We start from the raw sequence: 22,979 nt of genomic DNA, 5'->3' as shown, positions 1-22,979 counted from the left end.
AAAGAGGTGAATATATGAATGATCTAGTTGCATTAGAAAAAAACTTAGAAGAATTAATAGCGGTGATTAACTCAGTTGTAGCTATGAGTTTAAAAACTTCTTTAGATAATATTAGAGTGAAAAGTGTTAAAGGCGAGACAAATAGAAATATAAGTTGGGAAAGCCCATTCCAGGAGGGAAATACTGTGGAAAAGTTTAAAGTGACAATCAGCGGCAATACATATACGGTGGAAGTTGAAAGACTTAATGAGGGTTCTGAATGTGCTCAAAGCAAAGAGACTCTTAAAGCTCCACCAAAGCCAGTAAAGGTAACAAAGCCAAATACTATGCCACCAGGAGGAGGGGTTATATCTGCTCCGATGCCAGGTACGGTTTTAGATGTTAGAGTTAGTGAAGGAGATAAGGTGGAAGCTGGTCAAATTATACTAATTCTTGAAGCTATGAAGATGGAAAATGAAATTATGGCCCCAGCGAGCGGAACTATAACTTCTGTTCAGGTAGGAAATGGCGATTCTGTAAGCGCAGGAGATATAATGGTTAAAATAGGATAAAAAAGTAAATTGACCTATTATCAGCATCTCTTATACAAGAAGTTATTTAATTCAGCTTTAACGTGTAAATAACTATTAACAAGACTCTTACATTTTATCTTAAGTGTAAGAGTCTTGTTACATTTCATTCTGCCGTTATAGTATACTTCTGAAATAAAAGTTTAAGCATATCACTTACTTCCTTATAGTGTGAAAGTGAGCTATTTAAAAGACCACTACATATTTTTCTAATAAGTGTAGTGGCCTATCTCTAGGTTACAATCATTCTACTATCGCTCCTGGGTCAATGCTCCTATTCTTCCGTTATCAACTGTTACTGTCAATCCACTAATTTCAATTGGTGTAACAGATACAAAATATTCACAACAACCAAGACAGGTTACATTATCACAGAAAGTAAAGTCAAATGTGTTTGTTTCCCTACCAATAGTATTCCCGTCAAATCTCCCTTTATCTATTGACCAAACACATAGTGATAATGGCTCTTTATTGTCACATACTCTAAATAACTCGTATTTTAGTCTACCCGTTCCAGATTCACCTGTTATGCCCTCAAAGCTTATAATACTGGAAAAGTCAATACTCACTAGATGCTTATTTATATAAGTAGTATCTATAGCAACATGAGCTAATTGGAAAGGAGCCTCTTCAGAAACCGTGGTAAAGGTTCTGCTTCCGGTACCACTACCACATGCTAATAGTATTTTCTTAGGGTTATGATGCTTTGACTGGTAATTTATACATCCATATTTTTCATGGATACTTTCATAGTCATTATGATAAAGCAAATCCGTTGTAGATTGTGCTAACGCCGATATTCTCCCATTATTTACTCTCACAAATACATTACTAATAAAGCCTTCTACTTCTAATGGAGTAACTGTGACAAAATACTCATAGCAACTAGGGTAAGTCTGTGAATCGCAAAGTTCAAAACCAAAAGACTGGGTTGATTCATGAGCTAAGACTATACCTGTTCTTTCAAATCTCCAAACCCCCAGTGATACTGGTTCTCCATCCTTGCAAACTCTAAATAATTCGAATTGAAGGAGAACATTAGATATACCTAAATCAAACTTAATAGTGCTAGAAAAGTTTATTAAAACTTCTGGCCTGCATAAGCAAGTTGTGTCAACAACAACATGAGCTATATTAACTGGCAAATCAGCCGAATCTCTAAATTCTATATCTCCATTGCCTTGACCGCATTCTAATAGTATTTCTCTACACTTAGGGAACTTTTTTATGAATCCAACATCTTTATCTTTTGAATCAAGAATTTTATGCCCTTCAGCAAAATCATTTAGAAATTGAGATAATGCTGCTAACCTTCCATTACTAACTGTTACTTTAGCTCCAGATATTTCAACAGGTGTGACGGTTACGAAATAGTCACAACAGCTGTGACATGTCTGACTTTCGCAGGATATGAAACTGAAGGATTCTTCAGTGTCGGCAAAATAAACTGCGGTAGTATCTACTTTCTCATACATCCAGGTTCCTAAGGATATTTGTCCTGAATCATTGCATACCCTAAACAGTTCATATTGTAGCCGAACTGTTAGAAAGTTAGACAGTACATCTATATTAATAAGACTAGAAAATTTCGTTAAAACTTCTGCTCTATTCAATCCATTTGAATCAACAGTAACATAGGCTAATTGAAATGGTGAATCGTCAGATGATGTAAATGTCCAACTTCCAGTTCCCCCACCACATTCTAGAAGTACAGTTTGGGGTTTAGAGGACTTTTGTTTGCATTTAGCAAAATTCTTATCTACCTCACAAACTTTCTGATGCAGATAGGCATGGTTATATATCACTTATATACCTCCTTTAACTACTTCCTGAACCAATGCAGCAATCCTTCCATTGCCTACAGTCACCTGTATTTGTATGTCCTCCGATCTTCCTATTTCAATTGGTGTAACCCTTACAAAGTATGTGCAACATCCAGTTTTACATGTTATAGGTTCGCAAAAAGTAAAGTCAAATGATTCTGTGGTCTTCTCTGTATTTTGACTTACCCTTTCAAGTATCCAGACTCCTAGTGGTTCCTCTCTACCATCAACGCATTCTCTAAACAACTCAAATCGTAGTAAAGCGTCTACTATATCTACTGACTCAAAACTTACAATACTGGAAAACTCAATATTCACAATGGAATTACATAAACCTTCGGCATCAAGTGTCACCTGTGCTAATTGAAATGCAGAGTCATCTGACGAAGTAAAGGTTTTGCTTCCTGTTCCACTACCGCATTCTAATAGTACTGTTTTGGATTTAGGACTACTTAACTTTCGCTCTTTTGTGTAATATCTATCAGCACCAGCTTTAGATGATTGAGCAATTGCAACCATTCTTGAATTACTAATCATCGAACTATCAAAGTCCTCTATCATTGGGATCTCAATAGGCGTTAATGTTACAAAATATTCGCAGCAACCTGAAGAACTCATACACTCACAGAAGGTAAAACCAAACCCCTGTGTTGATTTAATCGATCCTGCTATAACTCCTATTTCATATTGCCAAATACCCCGAGATACTGACTCTCCATTATCACATACTCTAAAAAGTTCAAATTGATAGTTAACCGTTGCACTAGAAGACTGCACCAAGTAACCAATAATAGTAGAAAACTCAATTAAAATTTTAGAATCACATAAACATGATGTATCTATTTCGACTCTTGCTACTTCCACCGAAGGCTCATTTTCCCTTTTGAAAGTAACTTCTCCATTTCCACTTCCACAGGCTAATACTGTATCCTTTGCTTCGGAAAGCTTAAATTTAGATTTGGCACAGTTATCTGTCGGCTCGCATATATTACAATTATCCTTTGTACAGTTCTTCAAGGATTGGATTATAGCTGCCATTCTCCCATTGCTTACCGTTGCAGTAACATTAGTAACTTCAATGGGTGTAACCAATACAAAATAATCACAGCACCTAGTGCATATCTGACTTTCACAAAAGATAAAATTAAAGGACTCCTCTGCATTACGGGTAAAATCAGCACCGGAGATATTAGCTTTTTCAAATATCCAGGTTCCAAGGGATGTATAATCTTGATCTTCACACGTTCTTATTAGTTCATATTTTAATCGAACTGTTGCTCCAGGATTTAATCTTTCCACCCTAACTAGACTAGAAAATTTTATTAAGATTTCAGATTTATTTAAACATGTCGTATCTATAACAATACGAGCTAATTGGAATGGTATATCGTCGGGCGAAGTAAAGGTTCTGCTTCCAGTTCCATCACCACATTCTAGAAGTACTTTTTTAAATTTTTGATACTTTGGTCCGCACTTGTTACAGCTTCTATCTATTTCACATACTTCTTGTTCTTGATAAGTATGATTATAAGCCACTAATTTTCCTCCTCAATATTTTTTATGTTTTGAGAATATTTCTCTCATTTCTATATACACCATTTTCACTACATTATATGTAGTTTCAATAAGGCAGTGACTATTCTATATTAACTTCACAGTTTTTCTAATATTTTTACTGCGAGTAATCGTGCATTTCAAAACTACCCCTTAACATATTTACACATTTATATATTTGCGTATTCAAACACGTGATTTATATCATAGAACTTATAAAGCTATCATTTTGCTAGAAATAGCTTTGCATATAAATTATTTGATTAAAAAAAGTAAACTTATTGGAGCATGTAGGAATTTTATCAATAACTATTTTCCAATAAAAAAGCCACTAAAAATGGAAACCTTTTGCATTTTTTAGTGGCTTTTTTATGTCAACCTTTAAATTTTACATTAATGTAAGACTAGAAACTCGATATTTCTAAGTTTTTATTTAAGTTTGGTTATTTTAAGGATATTTGTATTATCTTCCTAATGAGTATAAGTTTATCAGGTTCTACAATCCTATTATATTCTGAAATTTTGCCATTTTTCATTCGACATTTGATGATTGCGCCAAAGCTGCTATTCTTCCATTATCAACTGTTATTGACAATCCACTAATTCCAATTGGTGTAACAGATACAAAATATTCACAACAACCAAGACAGTTTATGTTGTCACAGAAAGTAAAATTGAATGTTTTTGTTGCTTTGTCAATATTCGTAGTGAATCTTCTACCTATTGACCAAACACCTAGCGATTTTAGTGTTTTATCATCTCCACAAACTCTAAATAGCTCGTATCGTAGTGTACCGTTTCTATTCCCTGATATACTCTCAAAACTCACATTACTTGAAAACTCAATATTCACCACTGGCTTACTTAAACGAGCTGTATCTATAGTAACATGTGCTAATTGGAAAGGGGTTTGTTGTGATTCTGAAGTAAAAGTTTTGCTTATATTACCGCTACCACATTCCAATAGTATTTTCTTAGGTTCTGGACATTTTGAGTTACAATTTGCATAGTGCGATATTTCTCCACAATTTTCATGGGTATCATAACTGTGGCAATCTATTAATGGCTGGGCTAATGCTGATATTCTCCCATTGTATACTAACACCAAGTTATTTGAATCAGTCTGACGTGCATCTATGACACTAGCCATAACAATATATTTACAGCTACCAGAACATGTCAAGGAATCACAAAAGATAAAACTAAAAGCCTCATTTACATCAATATTCTGAACTCCACTAGCGCCTCTTGACAATTCATATATCCAGGTCCCAAGTGATGCTGGTTGGCCATCGTTGCAAACTCTTAACAATTCAAATTTTAGGGAAAGACTATCGGTACCAAAACTAAAATATATCATACTGGAAAAATCTATTAAAATTTTTGATTTACTTAAACAAGTTGTGTCAATAGTAACATAAGCTATTGTAGCAGCGGGGTCAGTTGTGTCGTTAAAAGTTATACCTCCACTCCCTTTACCACATTCTAATAATATTTTTTTAGGAATGGGATGGTTTTGCTTGAATTTAGTATTCCTATTTTTAGATTCACCTGCTTCATGTTTATTTAAAGAATTACATAAAGATTGTGATAGTGCTGCTATTCTCCCATTATTAACTGTTGCTGTGGCATTAACTATATCAATTGGTGTGACAGTTACAAAGTAATCACAACATCTTTGGCAGTTTAGACATTCACAAAATATGAAACTAAATGATTCTTCAATATTTTCAAATACCCTATCAAATACATTAACATTTTCATACATCCAGGTTCCTAGACAGATTGGTTCTCTACCATCACATGCTCTAAACAACTCATACTGTAATCTAACTGTCCCTGTGTTAACTAATACTTCCATGCTAACAAGACTAGAAAACTTTATTAAAACCTCTGATTTATTTAAACAAGCTGTATCAACTGTGACATGAGCTAATTGGAATGGTGCATCATTAGAAGCAGTAAATGTTCTACTTCCAGTTCCCTCGCCACATTCTAGTAATATGCCTTTAGGCCATGGGTGCATAGCTTTACATTTAGCACAGTCAATATCAGGCTCACAGACGATGTAATCTCCATGACTGTAGTTATAATTCATTTATATGCCTCCAATTATATATTTTGCGTTTGATGAGATGAGATATTCTTTAGAAAAATAAGCTATCTATCTGAAATACTCTAAAATATCTCCTACTCCATTTTCACTACATTATATGTATCTTTAATAGATCAGTTACTTACTTTGAATAGGTACTTCTTTTACTTGTCAATCTGATTGGAAAGCAAAAGACGATAAGCTTTAACTTATCGTCCCAATGATACTAATCTTCTCTTTTTGAATTACCTTATATAGACTTTACTCTTACTCAATTCTTTTTAATATAGCATTTCTTCAATATTCTTTGGTATAGAACTGCTAAAGGTTTCAAATGTTTTTTTAGGATCATTTCTGTACATCTTATATATTAATTCAGCGCCCTTTATATGAATCTCCTCTTTCCCTTCCATCAAACCATTAATAGCCAAAGTTGCAGCTTCATCTGGCATAATAGCCCTGTCGGATACATCCCCCTGTTGGAATGGAGTATTAACCTCAGGATATAGTATTTCTATAACATCAATACCTTGATCTTTTAACTGATAGCGTAAGGTTTTTGTCAATGAATGTAGTGCGGACTTGCTAGCACAATAACTGGCTTTAGTAAATAGCGGAACATAAGCAAGCGCCGATGTGACATTCACGATAGTTCCTTTGCTTTTCTCAAGAAGAGGCTGAAATAATTTTGCCATTAGCATAGGCGCTTTTTGATTAATCTCATAATCATTATCCATATACCTTTCAAGCTGCTCCATATCTTCCATATTAAAAAGATATCTATTGGCACTCCCTGCATTATTGATTAACATATCCAATTGTCCAAACTGGTCATTAATTCTGGTAAGTAGATCTGTTCTCTCCTTAGAATCTGTAATGTCACATACGTAGGTATGAAGCGAAGGAACTTGTTTTTTTACTAAGTCAAGTTTTTTCTCACTACGACCACATATAAGAACAGTGTAATCTAACTTATCCATCTGTTTTGCCATTTCCAATCCTATACCTGAGCTTCCACCCGTTATTAATACTATATTTTTCTTCATAAGAAAACCTCCTAATCTGTTTTCTTATAGTCTACAGTACAGGAGGATAGTCTTCCTTGACATAGGTCAATTTTATAAATAAATACGATATAGAAATTGCAATAAATCTTTTACATTTCGATTCCTCGAATAGCCCCAGAAGCATTGGCTATTCAAAAAACCGAAATGTAGATTTATAAGTACATTCTATATATTTAAATTTTTTTCTTAATTCTGCTCAAAGTCTCAGGGGTAATTCTTAGAAATGAGGCAATGTGATATTTTTTTATTTCTTTTACTAAGCTAGGATATTTCTTAACAAAATCTTTATACCGTTTGGTTGCGTCATCGAGCAAAAATGATTTTTCTCTCAGTTCCTTCATCATATACATCTTCTCCACGTACTTAAAAAGAAAAGCATACCATCTAATGTCCCTATCCGCCAAATCTAGCAAAGCCTTATATTTTAAAATCAGTATTTCTGAATCCTTTAAAGCCTCTATCGAGTAAAAAGATTCCCTATTTTCAACCATAGCACTATATGACATAGTAAAAATACCCGGCACAGAAAATCCCTTAGTAAAGTCGTTTCCATCTCTATCAACATAATACAGCCTAAATAGACCACTTATGTTATAGGCTAAGGAATCTGGTATCTCACCCGCCCTAAGAAAATGATCTCCCTTTTTAACCTTTTTATAGGTAGTCAGACTATAGAATTCATCAATCATATTTCTTGTCACGGTATGTATTTTGTTAAGTCCCATCATCATGCTATTCTTAAAGGCTATATGATCTATGTCATTAGCCTTACTATTTCCATATTCCATTTTCTAACCTCTCTTTATCAATCTATGATATCCGACATAACCTTTTAAACTTTCTTAAACCATTGTTCTAGCCCTATTATATCAAATTTCAATATCGGGTCAATGATTAATACTATCCATAAGAAAAACGCTAAAAGCCATTTATTACTGACTTATAGCGTTGTTTCCATGTTTTATAAAATAGTTGTGTAATTATTTTACTAGTCTCTATAATCAATCTAATGTTTTTCCTGAGCCAATGCAGCTATTCTACCGTCACTCACCGTTACTGTAAGCTCTGCTATATCAATAGGCGTAACCCTTACAAAATATTCGCAGCAGCCAGAACATGCCTTGCAATCACAAAAAGTAAAATTAAATGTGTTTGTGGTTTCATCAAAGGTTGAGATACCTATTAAATCAGGGGTCCAAATCCCTATGGGTACTGGTTCTCTATCGTCACATACTCTAAGCAATTCATATCTTAGTCGTCCAGTACCAAGCCCCTCAAAGCTTACCAAGCTGGAAAACTCAATATTAACAATTGGATCATATAAACAGGATGTATCTATATCAACATTAGCTAGTTCAAAGGCTGATTCTCTTGGCATTCTAAAGGTTCTACTTCCAGTACCTTTACCACATTCAAGTACTACTTTCTTAGTTTTAGAATATTTTTCTATACAATCTATACTTCTACCTTTAATTCCAAAAGCTTTGCCTACGTCTAATCCCTTCGATGATTGAGCAAGTGCAACCATTCTTCCATTATCAACTACTACTTCTGCCGTAGTCCTTGTTACTCGTATTTCTACAGGTGTAACCGTTACAAAATATTCACAGCAACCTTCACTGACTTCATCTTCACAGAATATAAAGTCAAAGCTCTGATTTAGTCCTATGGTTTCATCAAGACCTGTTCTTTCAAACTCCCAAGTACCACGACATGAGGCTGCTCCTTTTCCACAAACTCTAAATAGTTTAAATTGTAAACGTAAATCCTGAACGCGGCTGCTAACTTGAATCATGCTTGAAAACTCTATTAAAACTTTAGCTCTAGTCAGATGGTCAGTATTTATGGCAACACGAGCTATATTGGCTGATGGATCTAGTCCACTCATCGATGTAATATTATTCCTAAAAACTATACTTCCATTTCCTCGTCCACATGAAAGGGATACACCATTCTTAAGGTAAAAATCCTCATGTTTGCTCTCTAAGCCATAGCATAAAGGATTAACTATAGCTGCCATTCTTCCATTACCAACTGTAGCTGTGGCTCCAAAAATTTCAATAGGTGTAACTCTTACAAAATAGTCACAGCATTCATTACAAATAATATGGTCGCAGAATATAAACCCAAAGGATTCTCCTTGCTTCTCGAAGCTTCCAAAACGAAAATTGACTTCATCAAATATCCAATTTCCAAGAAACTTTGACCTTTTACCATCACATACCCTAAATAATTCATATTTCAATCGAACCGTTGCTCCATCATTAACAAGTCTCTCTAAATTTACTATACTAGAAAACTTTATTAATACTTTACTTCCCTTTACAAAAGTATTATTTAAAGTTACATGGGCTATCTGAAAAGACAATTCCTCGGATGAGGTGAAGGTTCTGCACCCAGTACCCTGGCCACATTCAAGAAGCACCATATCCTTTTTAGTGGAGTTTAATTTGCCTTCAATATCACTCATGTATGATTTATATAAATTATTTGCTATAAGCTTCTGATTACAATCTCCCTCCTGGGCCAATGCAGCTATTCTCCCATTGCCAACTGTTGCAGAAATACTACCTTCACTTATTTCAACCGGTGTAACAGTAACAAAGTATTCACAACAGCTAGGACAGGTTATACAATCACAAAAAGTAAAGTTAAATATATTTGTAGATTTCCCTAAATCATCGTCAGATGATAATATTCTCTCCGATGTCCAAACTCCTATTGATATCGGCTCTTTATTGTCACAGGCTCTAAACAATTCGTACCGAAGCCTTGCCATACCATCGTTTATCAATTTCTCAAAGCTTACAATACTTGAAAACTCGATATTTACTATGGGATTGCAAAAACATGTAGTATCAATATTAACCTGTGCTAATTGAAAGGCTGGTTCATTTGATGAACTAAAGGTTCTATCTCCGTTACTATCTCCGCATTCTAGCTGTATTTCTTTATCCATAGCGCCTTTTAACATGCAATCCATCGAATCATATTTTCTATCAGACCCTTTATAGTCATCTAACTCACATGATGATTGGGCAAGGGCAACCATTCTAGCATTATCTACTACTATATCCGCAAAAATATCGATAATTTCTATTTCAATAGGTGTAACCATAACAAAGTACTCACAGCAGGAAGAAGGAGCTTCAGATTCGCAAAATATAAAATCGAAAGTTTTTTCTAACTCCAAATCTGTAAGAGTTCCTGTTCTCTCAAAACTCCATGTCCCTAGAGATACAGTTCCTCTATCTTCACAAGTTCTAAATAATTCAAATTGTAGACGTATGTTTCTAGAATCATCGTCAAGCTTAATCGCACTTGAAAACTCTATCAAAACATTGTGCTTTATTAAAGAAGATGTATCTAGAACAACATGTGCTATCTCAAAGGGTGGGTCTACTTCATCTTCTTCTCTAATAATTACACTTCCATTACCTTGACCGCATGCGAGCATTACGTTTTTGAGTTTAGAGTGATTTTCTTTGAATTTTAAATCAGATATTTTATCTTCAAAACAATCCTCTAAAGGCTGTGATAGTGCTGCCATTCTTCCATTACTAACCGTGGCTGTAGCTCCATTGATCTCAATAGGCGTTACAGTTACGAAATACTCTGAGCATCCAGAAAAAGCAATGCAATCACAAAAGATAAAGCTAAAAGATTCTTCTTGTGTTTCAAAGGCATTAATATTTACATCAATCTCCTCAAACATCCAGCTTCCTAAAGGCTTTGGCTCTTCACCATCCACTACTTTAAACAACTGATATTTTAATCGAACCGTTGCCCCATCAATTAGTCTCCTCATATTGACGATGCTTGAAAACTTTGTCAATACATCAGACTTACCTAGACAGGTATTATCTATCATAACATTGGCTAACTGGAATGTTCCCTCATCCGATGAAGTAAAGGATCTAGTTCCAGTCCCATCGCCACATTCAAGTATTATCTTTTTTGGTTTCAAACACTTTTCTTTCGCTTCATGTGAATAACTAATAGACCTACAAATCTTGTGGTCTTGAACGGTATGTTCATAAGTCACTTATATCCCTCCTAATTTTTGTTATGGAGGTTATTACTACTTTACATATACTCCATTTTCACTACATTATATGTAGGCTTAATATATCAGTGACTTTCTTTAAAGGTATATCTACAAAAAAGTCCTCTACCTTCTAGCATTTAACTAAAAAATAAAGGAAATATAAGTTAAGAGTTAAAATATTTATGCTTACAGCTTATAAGGAAGCAAAGTAAGTAATCTTATGGCTGACATTTATGACATTAAAAATAGAAAATTCATTCCCCAAACCTAAACTTCCTGCATATTATATCCGTATATTCCTTATTCAAAGGAGGTATTTAAGTAATGCCACGTGACACATATGAAATGATTAGTGGTGTAATAAAGAGAATCAATGTAAGTGATGAGAAAAAATCGTTACTGATAGTAGATGAGAAAGGATTTGAATATATTTTTCATATCAATGAACATACCATAATAATGACATTTGAGGATCTTAAAGTTGGTTAAAAGGTAGATATTATTTTCAATGGTATATTAACAAGAAGTATTCCACCCCAAGGAAATTCAATAATAGTTAACGGTTTAAAGATATAGCTTAAAAGTTCTAGTCAAAATTAGTTCTTTAATTAAATTAACTCATTAGAGTAATATATTCTAGAATACTTTCTAGAAGGTAAAGCAACATGAAAGCAAAAAAGGAATATTAAGATGTAGGTCTTAGTATCCCTTTTTCCAGTTATTTTTTATTTACTATCTCTCTTGTGCAAAAGCAACGATACTCCCATTTACAACTGTTATAGTTGCTTTTTCTATTGGCGCTTGATCAGACAACATAATGGGCGTAGCAGTTACAAAGTAATCAAGTACCACAAAAAGTTCGGTAGGGCTTTGATGATGCTGGAGGCAGTGTAGCGTAATCATCATGCTCCGTAGAGTGGGCATAAGGGCTGGACAGTACATGAAGCAACTTCTCCATTACACTATAATCTCCTTGCTTAGCTGCCGCTTCTAGGGCCTCTTCTACTCTGTGGTTTCGAGGAATTACACTGGGGTTATTTTTCCACATCAACTCCTCAGAAGCTTCCTTTGATTCCTTTTGCCTTCCTAGTCTTCCCTTCCACTGCTCATACCACTTTGCAAATTCCTCTGTGTCAAACAGTGCTATATCCTTGCACTTGCCAAGGGTTAATGCTCTGAAAGTATTGGTATAATCAGCACGATGTTTCTGCATCATATCGAGGAGTCCTTGAGTAAGGGTTTCATCCTCTGCCTCTTCGTTGAATATTCCTAGTTTTGCTCTCATTCCTGCAAGACAATTACGATTAAACGAATCAGTAAAACCTTCAATTGCATCCTGTGCCAACTTAACAGCCTCTTCTTGATTTTCATGGAGCAGAGGCAACAGAGTTTCAGCAAATCTTGCTAGATTCCAGGCAGCAATTTGAGGTTGATTGCCATAGGCATAACGTCCATAATGGTCAATAGAACTGAATACCGTTGCTGGGTCATAGGTATCCATGAAGGCACATGGACCATAATCGATGGTTTCTCCACTAATAGTCATATTGTCGGTATTCATAACTCCATGAACGAATCCTACTAGCTGCCATTTAGAAATCAGCTCTGCCTGTCTCTTGATTACTTCCTTGAGTAAGGCAAGATATTTATTTTCATCATTGCTGACATATGCAAAATGTCTTTGTAATGTGTAATCAGCTAAGGCCTTGAGTTCATCTACAGTACCCCAATTTGAAACGTATTGAAAAGTACCTACACGTATATGACTAGCAGCAACACGGGTCAGAATTGCGCCAGTTTCTTCAGTTTCACGGATTATCGATTCACCTGTTGTTACAACTGCCAAACTTCGAGTAGTAGGAATCCCCAGCCCATGCATCGCTTCACTGATGATGTATTCCCGAAGCATCGGTCCAAGTGAGGCTCGACCATCGCCTCGCCGAGAGTATGGTGTTCTTCCTGAACCCTTTAGTTGAATATCTACCCTCTCCCCCTTTGGAGTAACCTGTTCCCCAAGAAGTATAGCCCTGCCATCTCCTAGCATGGTAAAATGGCCAAATTGGTGTCCTGCATAGGCTTGAGCAATTGGCAAAGCACCCTCAGGAATCTGATTGCCAGCAAACACCTCTACACCATCACTCTTTTCTAGGTCCTCGGCCTTCAAACCAAGGGATGTTGCCACAGAGCAATTGAAAGCAATTAACTTTGGGGAGCGTACAGGAGTTGGTTTGAGATTAGAAAAAAATAATTCTGGAAGCTGAGCATAACTGTTATCAAAATTCCATCCAGTCTCTATTATTTCTTTTCTTTCTGTCATTGTATCTCCTTTCCTTTTTCTATATTTCTATATCCTGACTTCTCTTTTTAGAAACAAATAATAATATAGCAAATCGAAATATATTTAAATAATCTAAATAAACACTCAGAGGCATCGAACCCCTTCGTTTTGGTCGGATTTCTCTTCGAGAAATAACCTCAATAAGAAGGTCTTATTATTAAGTTACCCTAACTACCAATAAATACTCTCTGTTATTAAAATTATGAAAAACTAGTCTATTATTAGTCACTTTTAGCACAAAGAACATCTGAAATATTATATTAAAAACCGCTACAATCTTTTGATGCTTAGATTGTAGCTGCCTGATCTTTTGAAATAATATTTTCCTATTTTTTATTCAAATCAATACTATATGTGCCATCTGCACAATTCACCCAAACAGTTCCGTTTTCAAAGGTTCTAGTAAAGGTCATTCCATCATTAGAAACCCTCACATCTCCAATCGGTTTCCCTGTAATTATATCGTCATATTGATCATGGTATTCCCAGCTAACATCAAACCATCCTGCACCTTCGGGGTCAGATTGCATATCAGAAAATCCGAAATAGCTCCCTTCGCCCATACTAACTAAGAAAGCAGCTATACCGAATTCTAGGAATTCATCCTTGGTGAATATCTTTTTAGACCCATCTAGCTTTATAGCTCCATCAAGGCAGCCTCCATCCTTAGAGAAGTATGGCATGTGAACAATAATAGGTATTCCATTTTCAGTTTCCCTTATGGCATTTCTAATTTGCTTGGCAGCAGTTTCGCCGAGATTCCACATCCAGAATTCGTTGTTTCGTGCAAAAGGGATACCTTCTAATGCTTCAATAATAGCTTCTTCGCCTCTTGGACAATCATTTTCCCAAGGAACTAATGCTCCAATATCTGAGAAGCCATTGGTTGTAGATAAAATTGGATATTTATTATTGTTCACCAATGTAGAAAAAGCATCTGTGTAAGCCTCCAATTGAGATTCCATAAATTCCTTTCTTTCTTTAAAACTCATTCTACTTAATTCCTTCTCTCCATCAGAAGCTACACTTTGTGCATTGTCAAAAAATACTCCACTAGTATCTTCCTTTGCAGCTGACTTTATTAGTGACTGATAAACTTTTCTTGTCTCAGGTTTTCTAAAATCCCACCTGCAGTATTTAAGATCGGTTTCAAATCCAGATTCATCCACATCCATAGGGTAATTGATAAACCCCTCTCCCATTCGTGAGTCCTTTAAGAATAATTTCTGATTTTGCAACGCTTCCCACTGTTTTTTAAACATAGAACCGGCCCACATACCACTTCTATAAACTAGAATAGGTGGAGCGTCGGGATATGCTTTTTTTATTCTTTTGGCCTGATCTTCCATAAAGCCAGCTAAATCTCCTCCTGCCCATTTTCCAGTTGTTTCTTCTTCTACCCATTGCCCCATTCTAAACTCCAGAATTGCTAAACTGAACTTACTTACCTTCTTCATTTGTTTAGGGCTCATGTACCCTTCTGGTTCTGCAGCAAAATACAATGAAGGGAACTTCTCCCAGCCCTTCCATTCCCAAGGTTGCCATGTTGATGGTAAGTTAGGACGTTTAATAGAATCCTTAAAAGGTTTTTGTGATAACTTGTTATCCTTATAATCCTCTACTTCTTTTTCATATTCTAGAAGCATTGAATCTAGTGCTTCAATACATCCCTCCATGTCATCTTCATCTGGATCTTCTGATACCATTATCTTAAAACCGGTTCTTAACTCCTCTATCAGCTCGTCCATAAGTTCTTCATCACCTTCCGGGTCCAGTTCAAGATACAATTTGATAGATTTTTTTATGAGAATACCAAGTCTTTGTTCTAGATTGATTTCGTCATCAACCTCTTTCTCTATTTTTTTTAGCCTAGCATCAGCATAAACCGAAATACTGGATATGACTATAATAATACTCAGCATTAATAAGAAAATTTTTTTCATAAATACCATCCTTTCTTCGGCTGTATTATTATATACGACTCCCCTTCTTTTTTTAGGGACCTTTTTCGATAGCAAATGAAAATTTCGAAAAATTTATGTAGTTATATAAAAAAAGTAGCTATTAGATAGAACATTCTATCAATTAGCTACTTTTTCTTTAAAAATCAATAAATCTAATTCAGTTCCTTATTCCTCTTCCATGTCGTCTCCATCTTCTTCGTCGTCTTCTTCATCCTCTTCCATGTCGTCTTCTTCATCCTCTTCTATGTCGTCCTCTTCATCTTCTTCTATCTCGTCCTCTTCATCTTCTTCTATCTCATCCTCTTCATCTTCTTCTATCTCATCCTCTTCATCTTCTTCTATGTCGTCCTCTTCATCTTCTTCTATGTCGTCCTCTTCATCTTCTTCTATGTCGTCCTCTTCATCTTCTTCTATGTCGTCCTCTTCATCTTCTTCTATGTCGTCCTCTTCATCTTCTTCTATGTCGTCCTCTTCATCTTCTTCTATGTCGTCCTCTTCATCTTCTTCTATGTCGTCCTCTTCATCTTCTTCTATGTCGTCCTCTTCATCTTCTTCTATGTCGTCCTCTTCATCCTCTTCCATGTCGTCTTCTTCATCCTCTTCTATGTCGTCTTCTTCATCCTCTTCTATGTCGTCTTCTTCATCCTCTTCTATGTCGTCTTCTTCATCCTCTTCCATGTCGTCTTCTTCATCCTCTTCCATGTCGTCTTCTTCATCCTCTTCTATGTCGTCTTCTTCATCCTCTTCTATGTCGTCTTCTTCATCCTCTTCTATGTCGTCTTCTTCATCCTCTTCCATGTCGTCTTCTTCATCCTCTTCCATGTCGTCTTCTTCATCCTCTTCTATGTCGTCTTCTTCATCTTCTTCTATGTCGTCTTCTTCTATGATTTGATGCAATGCTTCCAATACTTCACGAATTTCTTCGAACTCTGAATCTTCATTGATAAACCGCTTCTCTCTGATTTTAATGTCATTAAACAATGCGTCCACTTTTTTTGCATCATCGCTATCTAATGAACCTTTTACTTGTTTCACTGTTTCTTTAAGGCTCTTAATATCTTCTTCAATTTGGTTAAGCTCCTTCAAATCTTTCCCATCAATAATTTGAATAGTTTTATCCGTCTCTAAATCATCCTTAATCTCTTCTTCCTCGATAAGATCAGATACTCTACCTTCCTCTATCGTCTTTTTATCAACCTTTTTATCACTCAATTCAAGTAATCGATACTTCCCGACACTGAGTTCCTGTTTTTCTGCCGCATCAAGGTCCTCTTTATCGGCTTCAATAAATATAACCTTTGTGTTTTCATAAACTTTATTCTCTGACATAGCTAAACGAACACCATCTGATACAGCTTTTTGCAGAGGTTCATCATCATCGCTCTTAAAGTTAACCGTTGATACCAATAGGGCATTATCGGATTCCAATACATAACCCGATTCTTCGACGTCAGATAAAATCTCTGATACAGCAACTGATAATGGTTCGCCAATCAACTCTAAATCTAAAATACCTTTACTATCCTCATTCATTGCATCAATTTGAATAACGTTATAGCTTTTATCGATTCCTAGTTCAAAACTAGGATTAATATCAAGGCTAACTATTGCATAAAACTGTCGTTGGTCCCTTATAAATGGATTATTAATAATTATTGCAATTGCTATGCATGCAGCTAGAGCAGCGAACACTTTTAAATAATTAGGAATATTTGTATATCTTTTATCTTTTTCTAAAGATATAATATCTTCATCAAAGAAAAAGATTTTTTGTCCAATTCTCATACCATCTCTAAATTTTATTTTGACAAAATCGGAGTCATCCGTTGCGATGAGGGCATAATCTTTATTCAATTTTAAAACCATCCCACGTTTCATCATGATGAACACCTCTTTCTATCTGAATAAATCCAGTGCTTTAAGAGAACTAGATTCTTAGTTAAGATAACCACGGTCGCTATAATAAATTTTTTGCTTCGCTTAAATATTTTTTTAGTAGTTTTAAATCTAAGTATGATCTTCGACATTGGTAGCTTATATTTTTCATACATATGATCAACAATTTCATTATCCTCACTTATTTTTTCAGACAAATCAATTGCATTGTTCCTCGTATCAACATGCTTCGGCACTTCATCGACCAACATCTCCAAGTCAAATCCAAATTTTCTTATGATTGACTCCCATATTTTAATCTCCAGTGCTACTTCATTTTCGGAATCTGAATTAATCATTCCGATTCTATCTCCATAGGCCTCTGTCATCTGTTCAAGTGAAAACTCTTTATTACTGTAACGTTCTTTATTTATCATATCTTTAATCCGACTGGTAATTACCAGCCTAGCAAAACTTAAAAATGTAGCACCACGACCTGCATGATACTTTGACATTGCTTCATCAAATGCCATAAGTCCAATACTCAGTTCTTCACTGTTTTCTACTTCTACATATCGTCCCGTGACTTGCGCTATAGTATGCACAATGAATGGCACGTGGGCCTCAATCACTCTATCTTTGCATATTTTTTCCTCTTCAGGATGGGCACGTATGTATTCAATTATTTCTTCAGGCTTATCAATTTTTACTGTCATCTGAACCCCTCCACTAAGAATTGGGATGCCAAATGGCATCCCATACACTTCATTTATTCTAATATGTATTAATCCTCATCTTCTTCATCGTCCCAGTCATCTTCGTCTTCATCATCCCAGTCATCTTCGTCTTCATCATCCCAGTCATCTTCGTCTTCATCATCCCAGTCATCTTCGTCTTCATCGTCCCAGTCATCTTCGTCTTCATCGTCCCAGTCTTCTTCGTCTTCATCGTCCCAATCTTCTTCGTCTTCATCGTCCCAGTCTTCTTCGTCTTCATCGTCCCAATCTTCTTCGTCTTCATCGTCCCAGTCTTGTTCGTCTTCATCATCCCAGTCTTCTTCGTCTTCATCGTCCCAGTCTTCTTCGTCTTCATCGTCCCAGTCTTCTTCGTCTTCATCGTCCCAGTCTTCTTCGTCTTCATCGTCCCAATCTTCTTCGTCTTCATCGTCCCAGTCTTCTTCGTCTTCATCGTCCCAATCTTCTTCGTCATCGTCTTCATACTTTTCATCTAGCTTTTCAAATAATTCATAAATTTCCTTGTAGATACTTTCCGCTTCCTCTTCGCTTAGTTCTTTATTTTCATATTTTTCTTCAAGTTTATCAAGTTCTTCTTCAATTTCAGCAATTTCCTCTAAAAACTCTTCATTTTCTAATTCGTCTTCCTCGTCCCAATCGCCTTCTAATTCTTCGTATAATTCTTCTAATTCTTCTTCGATTCTTTCTGTTTCTTCTTCACTCAGTTCTTCGTTTTCAAGTTTTTCTTCTAATTCAGCAATTTCCTCTGAAAGCTCTTCATTTTCTAATTCGTCTTCTTCGTCCCAATCTCCTTCTAATTCTTCGTATAATTCTTCTAGTTCTCCTTCGATTCTTTCTTTTTCTTCTTCACTCAGGTCTTCGTTTTCAAGTTTTTCTTCTAATTCAGCAATTTCCTCTGAAAGTTCTTCATTTTCTGGTTCCTCTTCTTCATCCCAATCATCTTCTAATTCTTCGTATAATTCTTCTAGTTCTCCTTCAATTCTTTCTTTTTCTTCTTCACTTAGTTCTTCGTTTTCAAGCTTTTCTTCTAATTCATCAATTTTCTCTAAAAGCTCTTCATTTTCTGGTTCCTCTTCTTCATCCCAATCATCTTCTAATTCTTCATATAATTCTTCAAGTTCTTCTTCAATTCTTTCTGTTTCTTCTTCACTTAGTTCTTCATTTTCAAGCTTTTCTTCTAATTCATCAATTTTCTCTAAAAGCTCTTCATTTTCTGGTTCCTCTTCTTCATCCCAATCATCTTCTAATTCTTCGTATAATTCTTCTAGTTCTTCTTCAATTCTTTCTGTTTCTTCTTCACTTAGTTCTTCGTTTTCAAGTTTTTCTTCTAGTCCATCAATTTTCTCTAAAAGCTCTTCATTTTTTTCAGGTTTTAGAAATTCTGCTTTTAATGATTGAATCCTTTCTTTCACAACTTCATACTCTGACTTCTCTGGTGTCACATCAGCATATACTGGAACGCCTGCTGTAGTTATCATGACACTCAATGCTATTGCTAAAAATTTTTTCATTCATATCACCCTTTCTTCGATTGTACTATTATATACGAGACATGTATTTTTTTTAGGGACCCTTTTTGACAAAAAACGAATTTTTTTTTGAATAAGATTTAAGTATTCTTTAGAAAAATATGTTTTGCAATCTTCAACAGGCTGTTTACAAAACTGAGCACCAAAAGAGAAGATATATAATTTTTATTGTGCTAAACTTTAACATAAGGAGGTGTCGATATGGAGTGGCTAAAACAGCTAAGCCAAGCAATAGTTTATATAGAAGACAATTTAGATGGTGATATTTCCTATGATGAAGCTGCAAAAATTGCCTGTTGCTCTACCTATTATTTTCAGCGAATGTTTTCCTATGTAGCAGGTATTCCACTCTCTGATTATATTCGCCGTAGGAGAATGACAAAAGCCGCTTTTGAATTACAGTTAAGCAAAGCTAAGGTTATTGATATTGGTTCAAAGTATGGTTATACTTCGCCAACATCATTTAATCGTGCATTTCAAAGGGTTCATGGTGTTGCTCCAACTGCAGCTCGTCTGGAAGGAACCTCATTAAACTCTTATCCGCCCATTAGTTTTTCTATTACCGTCACTGGAGGTGAAAGCATGAAGTATAGAATTGAAAGAAAAGGTCCTATTAGAATCATTGGTATAAGAACTTCGTTACAGGAGGATATGGAAGAAAACTTCAAGATTGTTCCTACCTTTTGGGATAATACATTAAAAAGTAATTTACTCCCGGAGATTAGTAAGTTAACAAACCAAGACCCTCATGGCATTTTAGGTATAACAGTATATCAGAATCCTAAGGAAATCCATTACTACATAGCTGCTTCTACCGATAAAGCTGTTCCAGAGAATTTGATTGAACATGAAATCCCAGCAGCTACATGGGTTATTTTTGAGAGCAATGGATATTTTCCTGACTCTATTCAAACAATCTTCAAACGATTCCTCACAGAGTGGCTACCCTTTTCTGGCTATGAGTATGCTGAGTTACCGGATATTGAAGTTTATCCTATCAGTGATCAAAAATTAAAGAGTGGACGTTCTGAAGTTTGGATTGCAGTTAAGAAAGTAAAATGATTCTAAGATATTATCAGGAGGACAACTAATGAATTATGAAATTAAAATCAAAGAGATTGAACCTATAACAGTAGCCTATATGGACTACATAGGACCTGTAATCAAAGCCGCAAAGCAATTCCCCAACGTTTTTAAATCAATAAAAGGCAAGTCAAATGGTACTCCGTTTTTCTGCTACCATGCTATTGATCTAAAGACTGGTATCGGCGATATGGAATTATGTGTACCTACTCTCCAAATCCCTAATGGTAATGGTATAACTTTAAAAGAACTACCGAGGGCAACAGCTGTATGTCTTACCCATATTGGACCATACGACACCTTGCCAATGGCCTACGAAACAATTCATCGGTATATTCAAGAAAACGACCTGTCCGTACAAACACCATGGCGAGAAGTTTTTATAAAAGGTCCGGGATTGATAATAAAAGGAAATCCAAGTAAATATATTACAGAAATTATTTTTCCACTGAAAGAGGGGTAAGAGAATGGTTGCAATCGAAATTGATAATTTGGTTAAGCAATACAAGAATGGTGTCAGAGCACTAGCTGGTCTAAATCTTAAAGTAAACAGCGGAGAAATTTTCTCCTTACTGGGACCCAACGGTGCTGGGAAATCTTCTCTGATTAATATTCTAACTACCTATTACAAGCCTACCTCGGGCAATGTAACTATATTAGGAAAAGACTTATATATGAATCCAGCATGGGTTCGCACACAAATTGCTTGTGTTGCTCAGCAGATTTCCATCGATGCCCACCTGTCCCTTATGGAGAATATGATCTTTCAAAGCAGACTTTACAAAGTAGATTCACAAGTAGCAACGAAAAGAATAGACTCTTTGATTGACAGCTTTGAGCTTTCTGGGTATCTCAAGTACCCCACGGCATCTTACTCAGGTGGCATTAAGCGTAGACTGGACATCGCCATGAATATGGTATCAATGCCTAAAATCTTATTTTTAGATGAACCCACAGTTGGTATGGATGCCCCATCCCGTAAAGCTATGTGGGAGATGTTGCTTAAGATTCGGGACGAATATGGCACAACCATTTTCCTTACAACCCATTACCTTGAAGAGGCCGATCAGCTAAGCGATACTATTTGTATTATGAAGGATGGAAAAGAAGTGGTCCAGGGAACACCAGGAAGTCTGCGTAGTTACATGAGACAAAACCTGCTTCGCATTGCTTTTTCAAATACTGAAGAAATAGTAAAGTACAAAGGAGCCCTTGACAGCATGACCTTCACTAACTTTACTAATGTTCGTGATGATTCCCTTTTTATAGGCGTGGATGACAGTATAACAGCATTTAAAGCTGTGAATAAGTGGCTTTTGGATCATCATGTGGAATTTGGTGCAATCGAAATTTTACAACCTAGTCTTGAGGATGTATTTCTGGCATTAACAGATTCAGTAAAAAATTGAGAGGAGAAATCGATATGATAAATATTTTGTACCGAAATATGAAGTGGCGTTTTCAAAATCCCCTTTCCATTGCAGTTACAATATTACAACCTCTTATTTGGCTGGTTTTGTATAGTACTGTGGCAGGACAGACAATGCAAAACATGGGGATCGACAACTACACTTCTTTTATTTTACCGGGCATTATGGTACTAGTAACCTTTTCGGCCTGTAGCAGTGGAGGTTTCATCAATTTCATCATGAAATCCAGTGGCAGCTTTTACAGAATTCTAATCGCCCCTATAAATCGAAGTTCTATCGTGTTGGGACAAATGCTAGAGGCAATACTGCTTGCTTTCATTGAAATAGCAATCTTATGTGTCGTAAGCTTCTTTCTTTCAGTAAAGATAGCATCGGGCATTGCTGGTATAGCACTCATGATCTTACTAATCTTTATGACGGCCTTTTTCATGTCAGGTCTGGCCTACTCTATTAGTCTCTTTCTACCGAACGAAGTGATATATGAGACTATAATGAGTGCCATTGTACTTCCTATCTTTTTTTTAAGCTCTGCTCTTTTCCCTCCTGAAAATTTATCCGGAGCATTGAAGATAGCCGTGATGCTCAACCCATTTACACATGTTATTAACGCTCTGCGTAGATTGATATTTGGAAAGACGATCTTCTTTAAAGAAATTCTGCCTGTTATTGTTCTATTTTCAGTTATGTGCTGTTTAAGCTTTGGGCTTGCAATGTGGAGACTTAGAAAGGAAACCGCCCACTAATACCAAGTATAGATAATATGCTCAGAGTTCTCTTTGAGAAATAATATCAATTAAACCGCTACAATCTTGATTTTCCTTGATTATAGCGGCCTTCATTTTTGCAATA

The 22,979-nt window shown here is 35.7% G+C and carries 17 protein-coding genes; 6 read left to right on the top strand and 11 right to left on the bottom strand.

Annotated features, from left to right (window positions below; all coding sequences use genetic code 11):
* The first annotated feature begins 14 nt into the window (after positions 1 to 14).
* The gene (locus R9X47_RS00700) at positions 15 to 551 is read left to right on the top strand and encodes a biotin/lipoyl-containing protein (RefSeq protein WP_432664748.1); all 537 of its coding nucleotides are present in this window, start codon (positions 15 to 17) and stop codon (positions 549 to 551) included.
* A gap of 269 nt (positions 552 to 820) precedes the next feature.
* On the opposite strand, the gene R9X47_RS00695 is transcribed toward R9X47_RS00700, so the two are convergent.
* The 6 genes from R9X47_RS00695 to R9X47_RS00670 all read right to left on the bottom strand — a co-directional run bounded on the left by R9X47_RS00695 (position 821) and on the right by R9X47_RS00670 (position 11,153).
* Complete coding sequence (locus R9X47_RS00695; RefSeq protein ID WP_432664747.1) at positions 821 to 2,374, bottom strand: DUF4489 domain-containing protein; 1,554 nt, start codon at positions 2,372 to 2,374, stop codon at positions 821 to 823.
* Positions 2,375 to 3,928: a DUF4489 domain-containing protein gene (locus R9X47_RS00690; protein ID WP_432664745.1), complete on the bottom strand. Its 1,554-nt coding sequence runs from the start codon at positions 3,926 to 3,928 to the stop codon at positions 2,375 to 2,377.
* A 550-nt stretch (positions 3,929 to 4,478) separates the two neighbouring features.
* The gene (locus tag R9X47_RS00685) at positions 4,479 to 6,044 is read right to left on the bottom strand and encodes a DUF4489 domain-containing protein (protein ID WP_432664744.1); all 1,566 of its coding nucleotides are present in this window, start codon (positions 6,042 to 6,044) and stop codon (positions 4,479 to 4,481) included.
* 278 nt (positions 6,045 to 6,322) lie between these two features.
* A complete protein-coding gene (locus R9X47_RS00680) occupies positions 6,323 to 7,087 on the bottom strand; it encodes an SDR family oxidoreductase (RefSeq protein WP_432664742.1) in 765 nt (254 codons plus the stop codon).
* 194 nt (positions 7,088 to 7,281) lie between these two features.
* Positions 7,282 to 7,896, bottom strand: coding sequence for a Crp/Fnr family transcriptional regulator (locus R9X47_RS00675; RefSeq protein ID WP_432664741.1), 615 nt, complete (start codon positions 7,894 to 7,896; stop codon positions 7,282 to 7,284).
* A gap of 218 nt (positions 7,897 to 8,114) precedes the next feature.
* The gene (locus R9X47_RS00670) at positions 8,115 to 11,153 is read right to left on the bottom strand and encodes a DUF4489 domain-containing protein (protein WP_432664740.1); all 3,039 of its coding nucleotides are present in this window, start codon (positions 11,151 to 11,153) and stop codon (positions 8,115 to 8,117) included.
* Positions 11,154 to 11,480: 327 nt separating this feature from the next.
* Between R9X47_RS00670 and R9X47_RS00665 the strand changes: the two genes are divergently transcribed.
* On the top strand, positions 11,481 to 11,645 hold the full coding sequence (locus tag R9X47_RS00665) for a hypothetical protein (protein WP_432664739.1): 165 nt from the start codon (positions 11,481 to 11,483) through the stop codon (positions 11,643 to 11,645).
* A 352-nt stretch (positions 11,646 to 11,997) separates the two neighbouring features.
* Here the strand turns inward: R9X47_RS00665 and R9X47_RS00660 are convergent, their stop codons facing one another.
* From R9X47_RS00660 to R9X47_RS00640, 5 genes are all read right to left on the bottom strand, one after another.
* Positions 11,998 to 13,473: a protein adenylyltransferase SelO gene (locus tag R9X47_RS00660; protein ID WP_432664738.1), complete on the bottom strand. Its 1,476-nt coding sequence runs from the start codon at positions 13,471 to 13,473 to the stop codon at positions 11,998 to 12,000.
* Between the two features lie 347 nt (positions 13,474 to 13,820).
* Entirely contained in the window at positions 13,821 to 15,437 is a 1,617-nt protein-coding gene (locus R9X47_RS00655) for a putative glycoside hydrolase (RefSeq protein ID WP_432664737.1), read from the bottom strand.
* 186 nt (positions 15,438 to 15,623) lie between these two features.
* Complete coding sequence (locus R9X47_RS00650; RefSeq protein WP_432664736.1) at positions 15,624 to 17,339, bottom strand: anti-sigma factor domain-containing protein; 1,716 nt, start codon at positions 17,337 to 17,339, stop codon at positions 15,624 to 15,626.
* Complete coding sequence (locus R9X47_RS00645; RefSeq protein WP_432664735.1) at positions 17,336 to 18,049, bottom strand: RNA polymerase subunit sigma; 714 nt, start codon at positions 18,047 to 18,049, stop codon at positions 17,336 to 17,338. Before R9X47_RS00645 ends, R9X47_RS00650 begins: the two co-directional genes overlap by 4 nt.
* Positions 18,050 to 18,117: 68 nt before the next feature.
* Positions 18,118 to 19,599: a hypothetical protein gene (locus tag R9X47_RS00640; protein ID WP_432664734.1), complete on the bottom strand. Its 1,482-nt coding sequence runs from the start codon at positions 19,597 to 19,599 to the stop codon at positions 18,118 to 18,120.
* 219 nt (positions 19,600 to 19,818) lie between these two features.
* Between R9X47_RS00640 and R9X47_RS00635 the strand changes: the two genes are divergently transcribed.
* Genes R9X47_RS00635 through R9X47_RS00620 form a run of 4 tightly spaced genes read left to right on the top strand, consistent with a single transcriptional unit; the run spans position 19,819 to position 22,873 of the window.
* Complete coding sequence (locus R9X47_RS00635; RefSeq protein WP_432664733.1) at positions 19,819 to 20,679, top strand: AraC family transcriptional regulator; 861 nt, start codon at positions 19,819 to 19,821, stop codon at positions 20,677 to 20,679.
* 28 nt (positions 20,680 to 20,707) lie between these two features.
* Positions 20,708 to 21,163, top strand: coding sequence for a GyrI-like domain-containing protein (locus tag R9X47_RS00630; RefSeq protein ID WP_432664732.1), 456 nt, complete (start codon positions 20,708 to 20,710; stop codon positions 21,161 to 21,163).
* Positions 21,164 to 21,167: 4 nt separating this feature from the next.
* Positions 21,168 to 22,109 carry an ABC transporter ATP-binding protein gene (locus R9X47_RS00625; protein WP_432664731.1) on the top strand — a complete coding sequence of 314 codons (942 nt, stop codon included), beginning with the start codon at positions 21,168 to 21,170 and terminating at the stop codon, positions 22,107 to 22,109.
* A gap of 14 nt (positions 22,110 to 22,123) precedes the next feature.
* Positions 22,124 to 22,873 (top strand): ABC transporter permease, encoded by a 750-nt coding sequence (locus tag R9X47_RS00620; RefSeq protein WP_432664730.1) that lies wholly within the window; start codon positions 22,124 to 22,126, stop codon positions 22,871 to 22,873.
* The last annotated feature ends 106 nt before the right edge of the window (positions 22,874 to 22,979 follow it).

This window comes from Wukongibacter baidiensis (assembly GCF_050888315.1).
GTDB classification, from domain to species: domain Bacteria; phylum Bacillota; class Clostridia; order Peptostreptococcales; family Caminicellaceae; genus Wukongibacter; species Wukongibacter baidiensis.
Note: the sequence above shows the minus strand (reverse complement) of the source record. Positions and strands in the feature narration are given on the sequence as shown.

Coding starts and splice junctions, on each gene's coding strand:
- R9X47_RS00700 (WP_432664748.1), top strand. CDS start 15: ATGAATGATCTAGTTGCATTAGAAAAAAACTTAGAAGAATTAATAGCG.
- R9X47_RS00685 (WP_432664744.1), bottom strand. CDS start 6,044: ATGAATTATAACTACAGTCATGGAGATTACATCGTCTGTGAGCCTGAT.
- R9X47_RS00680 (WP_432664742.1), bottom strand. CDS start 7,087: ATGAAGAAAAATATAGTATTAATAACGGGTGGAAGCTCAGGTATAGGA.
- R9X47_RS00675 (WP_432664741.1), bottom strand. CDS start 7,896: ATGGAATATGGAAATAGTAAGGCTAATGACATAGATCATATAGCCTTT.
- R9X47_RS00665 (WP_432664739.1), top strand. CDS start 11,481: ATGCCACGTGACACATATGAAATGATTAGTGGTGTAATAAAGAGAATC.
- R9X47_RS00660 (WP_432664738.1), bottom strand. CDS start 13,473: ATGACAGAAAGAAAAGAAATAATAGAGACTGGATGGAATTTTGATAAC.
- R9X47_RS00655 (WP_432664737.1), bottom strand. CDS start 15,437: ATGAAAAAAATTTTCTTATTAATGCTGAGTATTATTATAGTCATATCC.
- R9X47_RS00650 (WP_432664736.1), bottom strand. CDS start 17,339: ATGATGAAACGTGGGATGGTTTTAAAATTGAATAAAGATTATGCCCTC.
- R9X47_RS00645 (WP_432664735.1), bottom strand. CDS start 18,049: ATGACAGTAAAAATTGATAAGCCTGAAGAAATAATTGAATACATACGT.
- R9X47_RS00640 (WP_432664734.1), bottom strand. CDS start 19,599: ATGAAAAAATTTTTAGCAATAGCATTGAGTGTCATGATAACTACAGCA.
- R9X47_RS00635 (WP_432664733.1), top strand. CDS start 19,819: ATGGAGTGGCTAAAACAGCTAAGCCAAGCAATAGTTTATATAGAAGAC.
- R9X47_RS00630 (WP_432664732.1), top strand. CDS start 20,708: ATGAATTATGAAATTAAAATCAAAGAGATTGAACCTATAACAGTAGCC.
- R9X47_RS00625 (WP_432664731.1), top strand. CDS start 21,168: ATGGTTGCAATCGAAATTGATAATTTGGTTAAGCAATACAAGAATGGT.
- R9X47_RS00620 (WP_432664730.1), top strand. CDS start 22,124: ATGATAAATATTTTGTACCGAAATATGAAGTGGCGTTTTCAAAATCCC.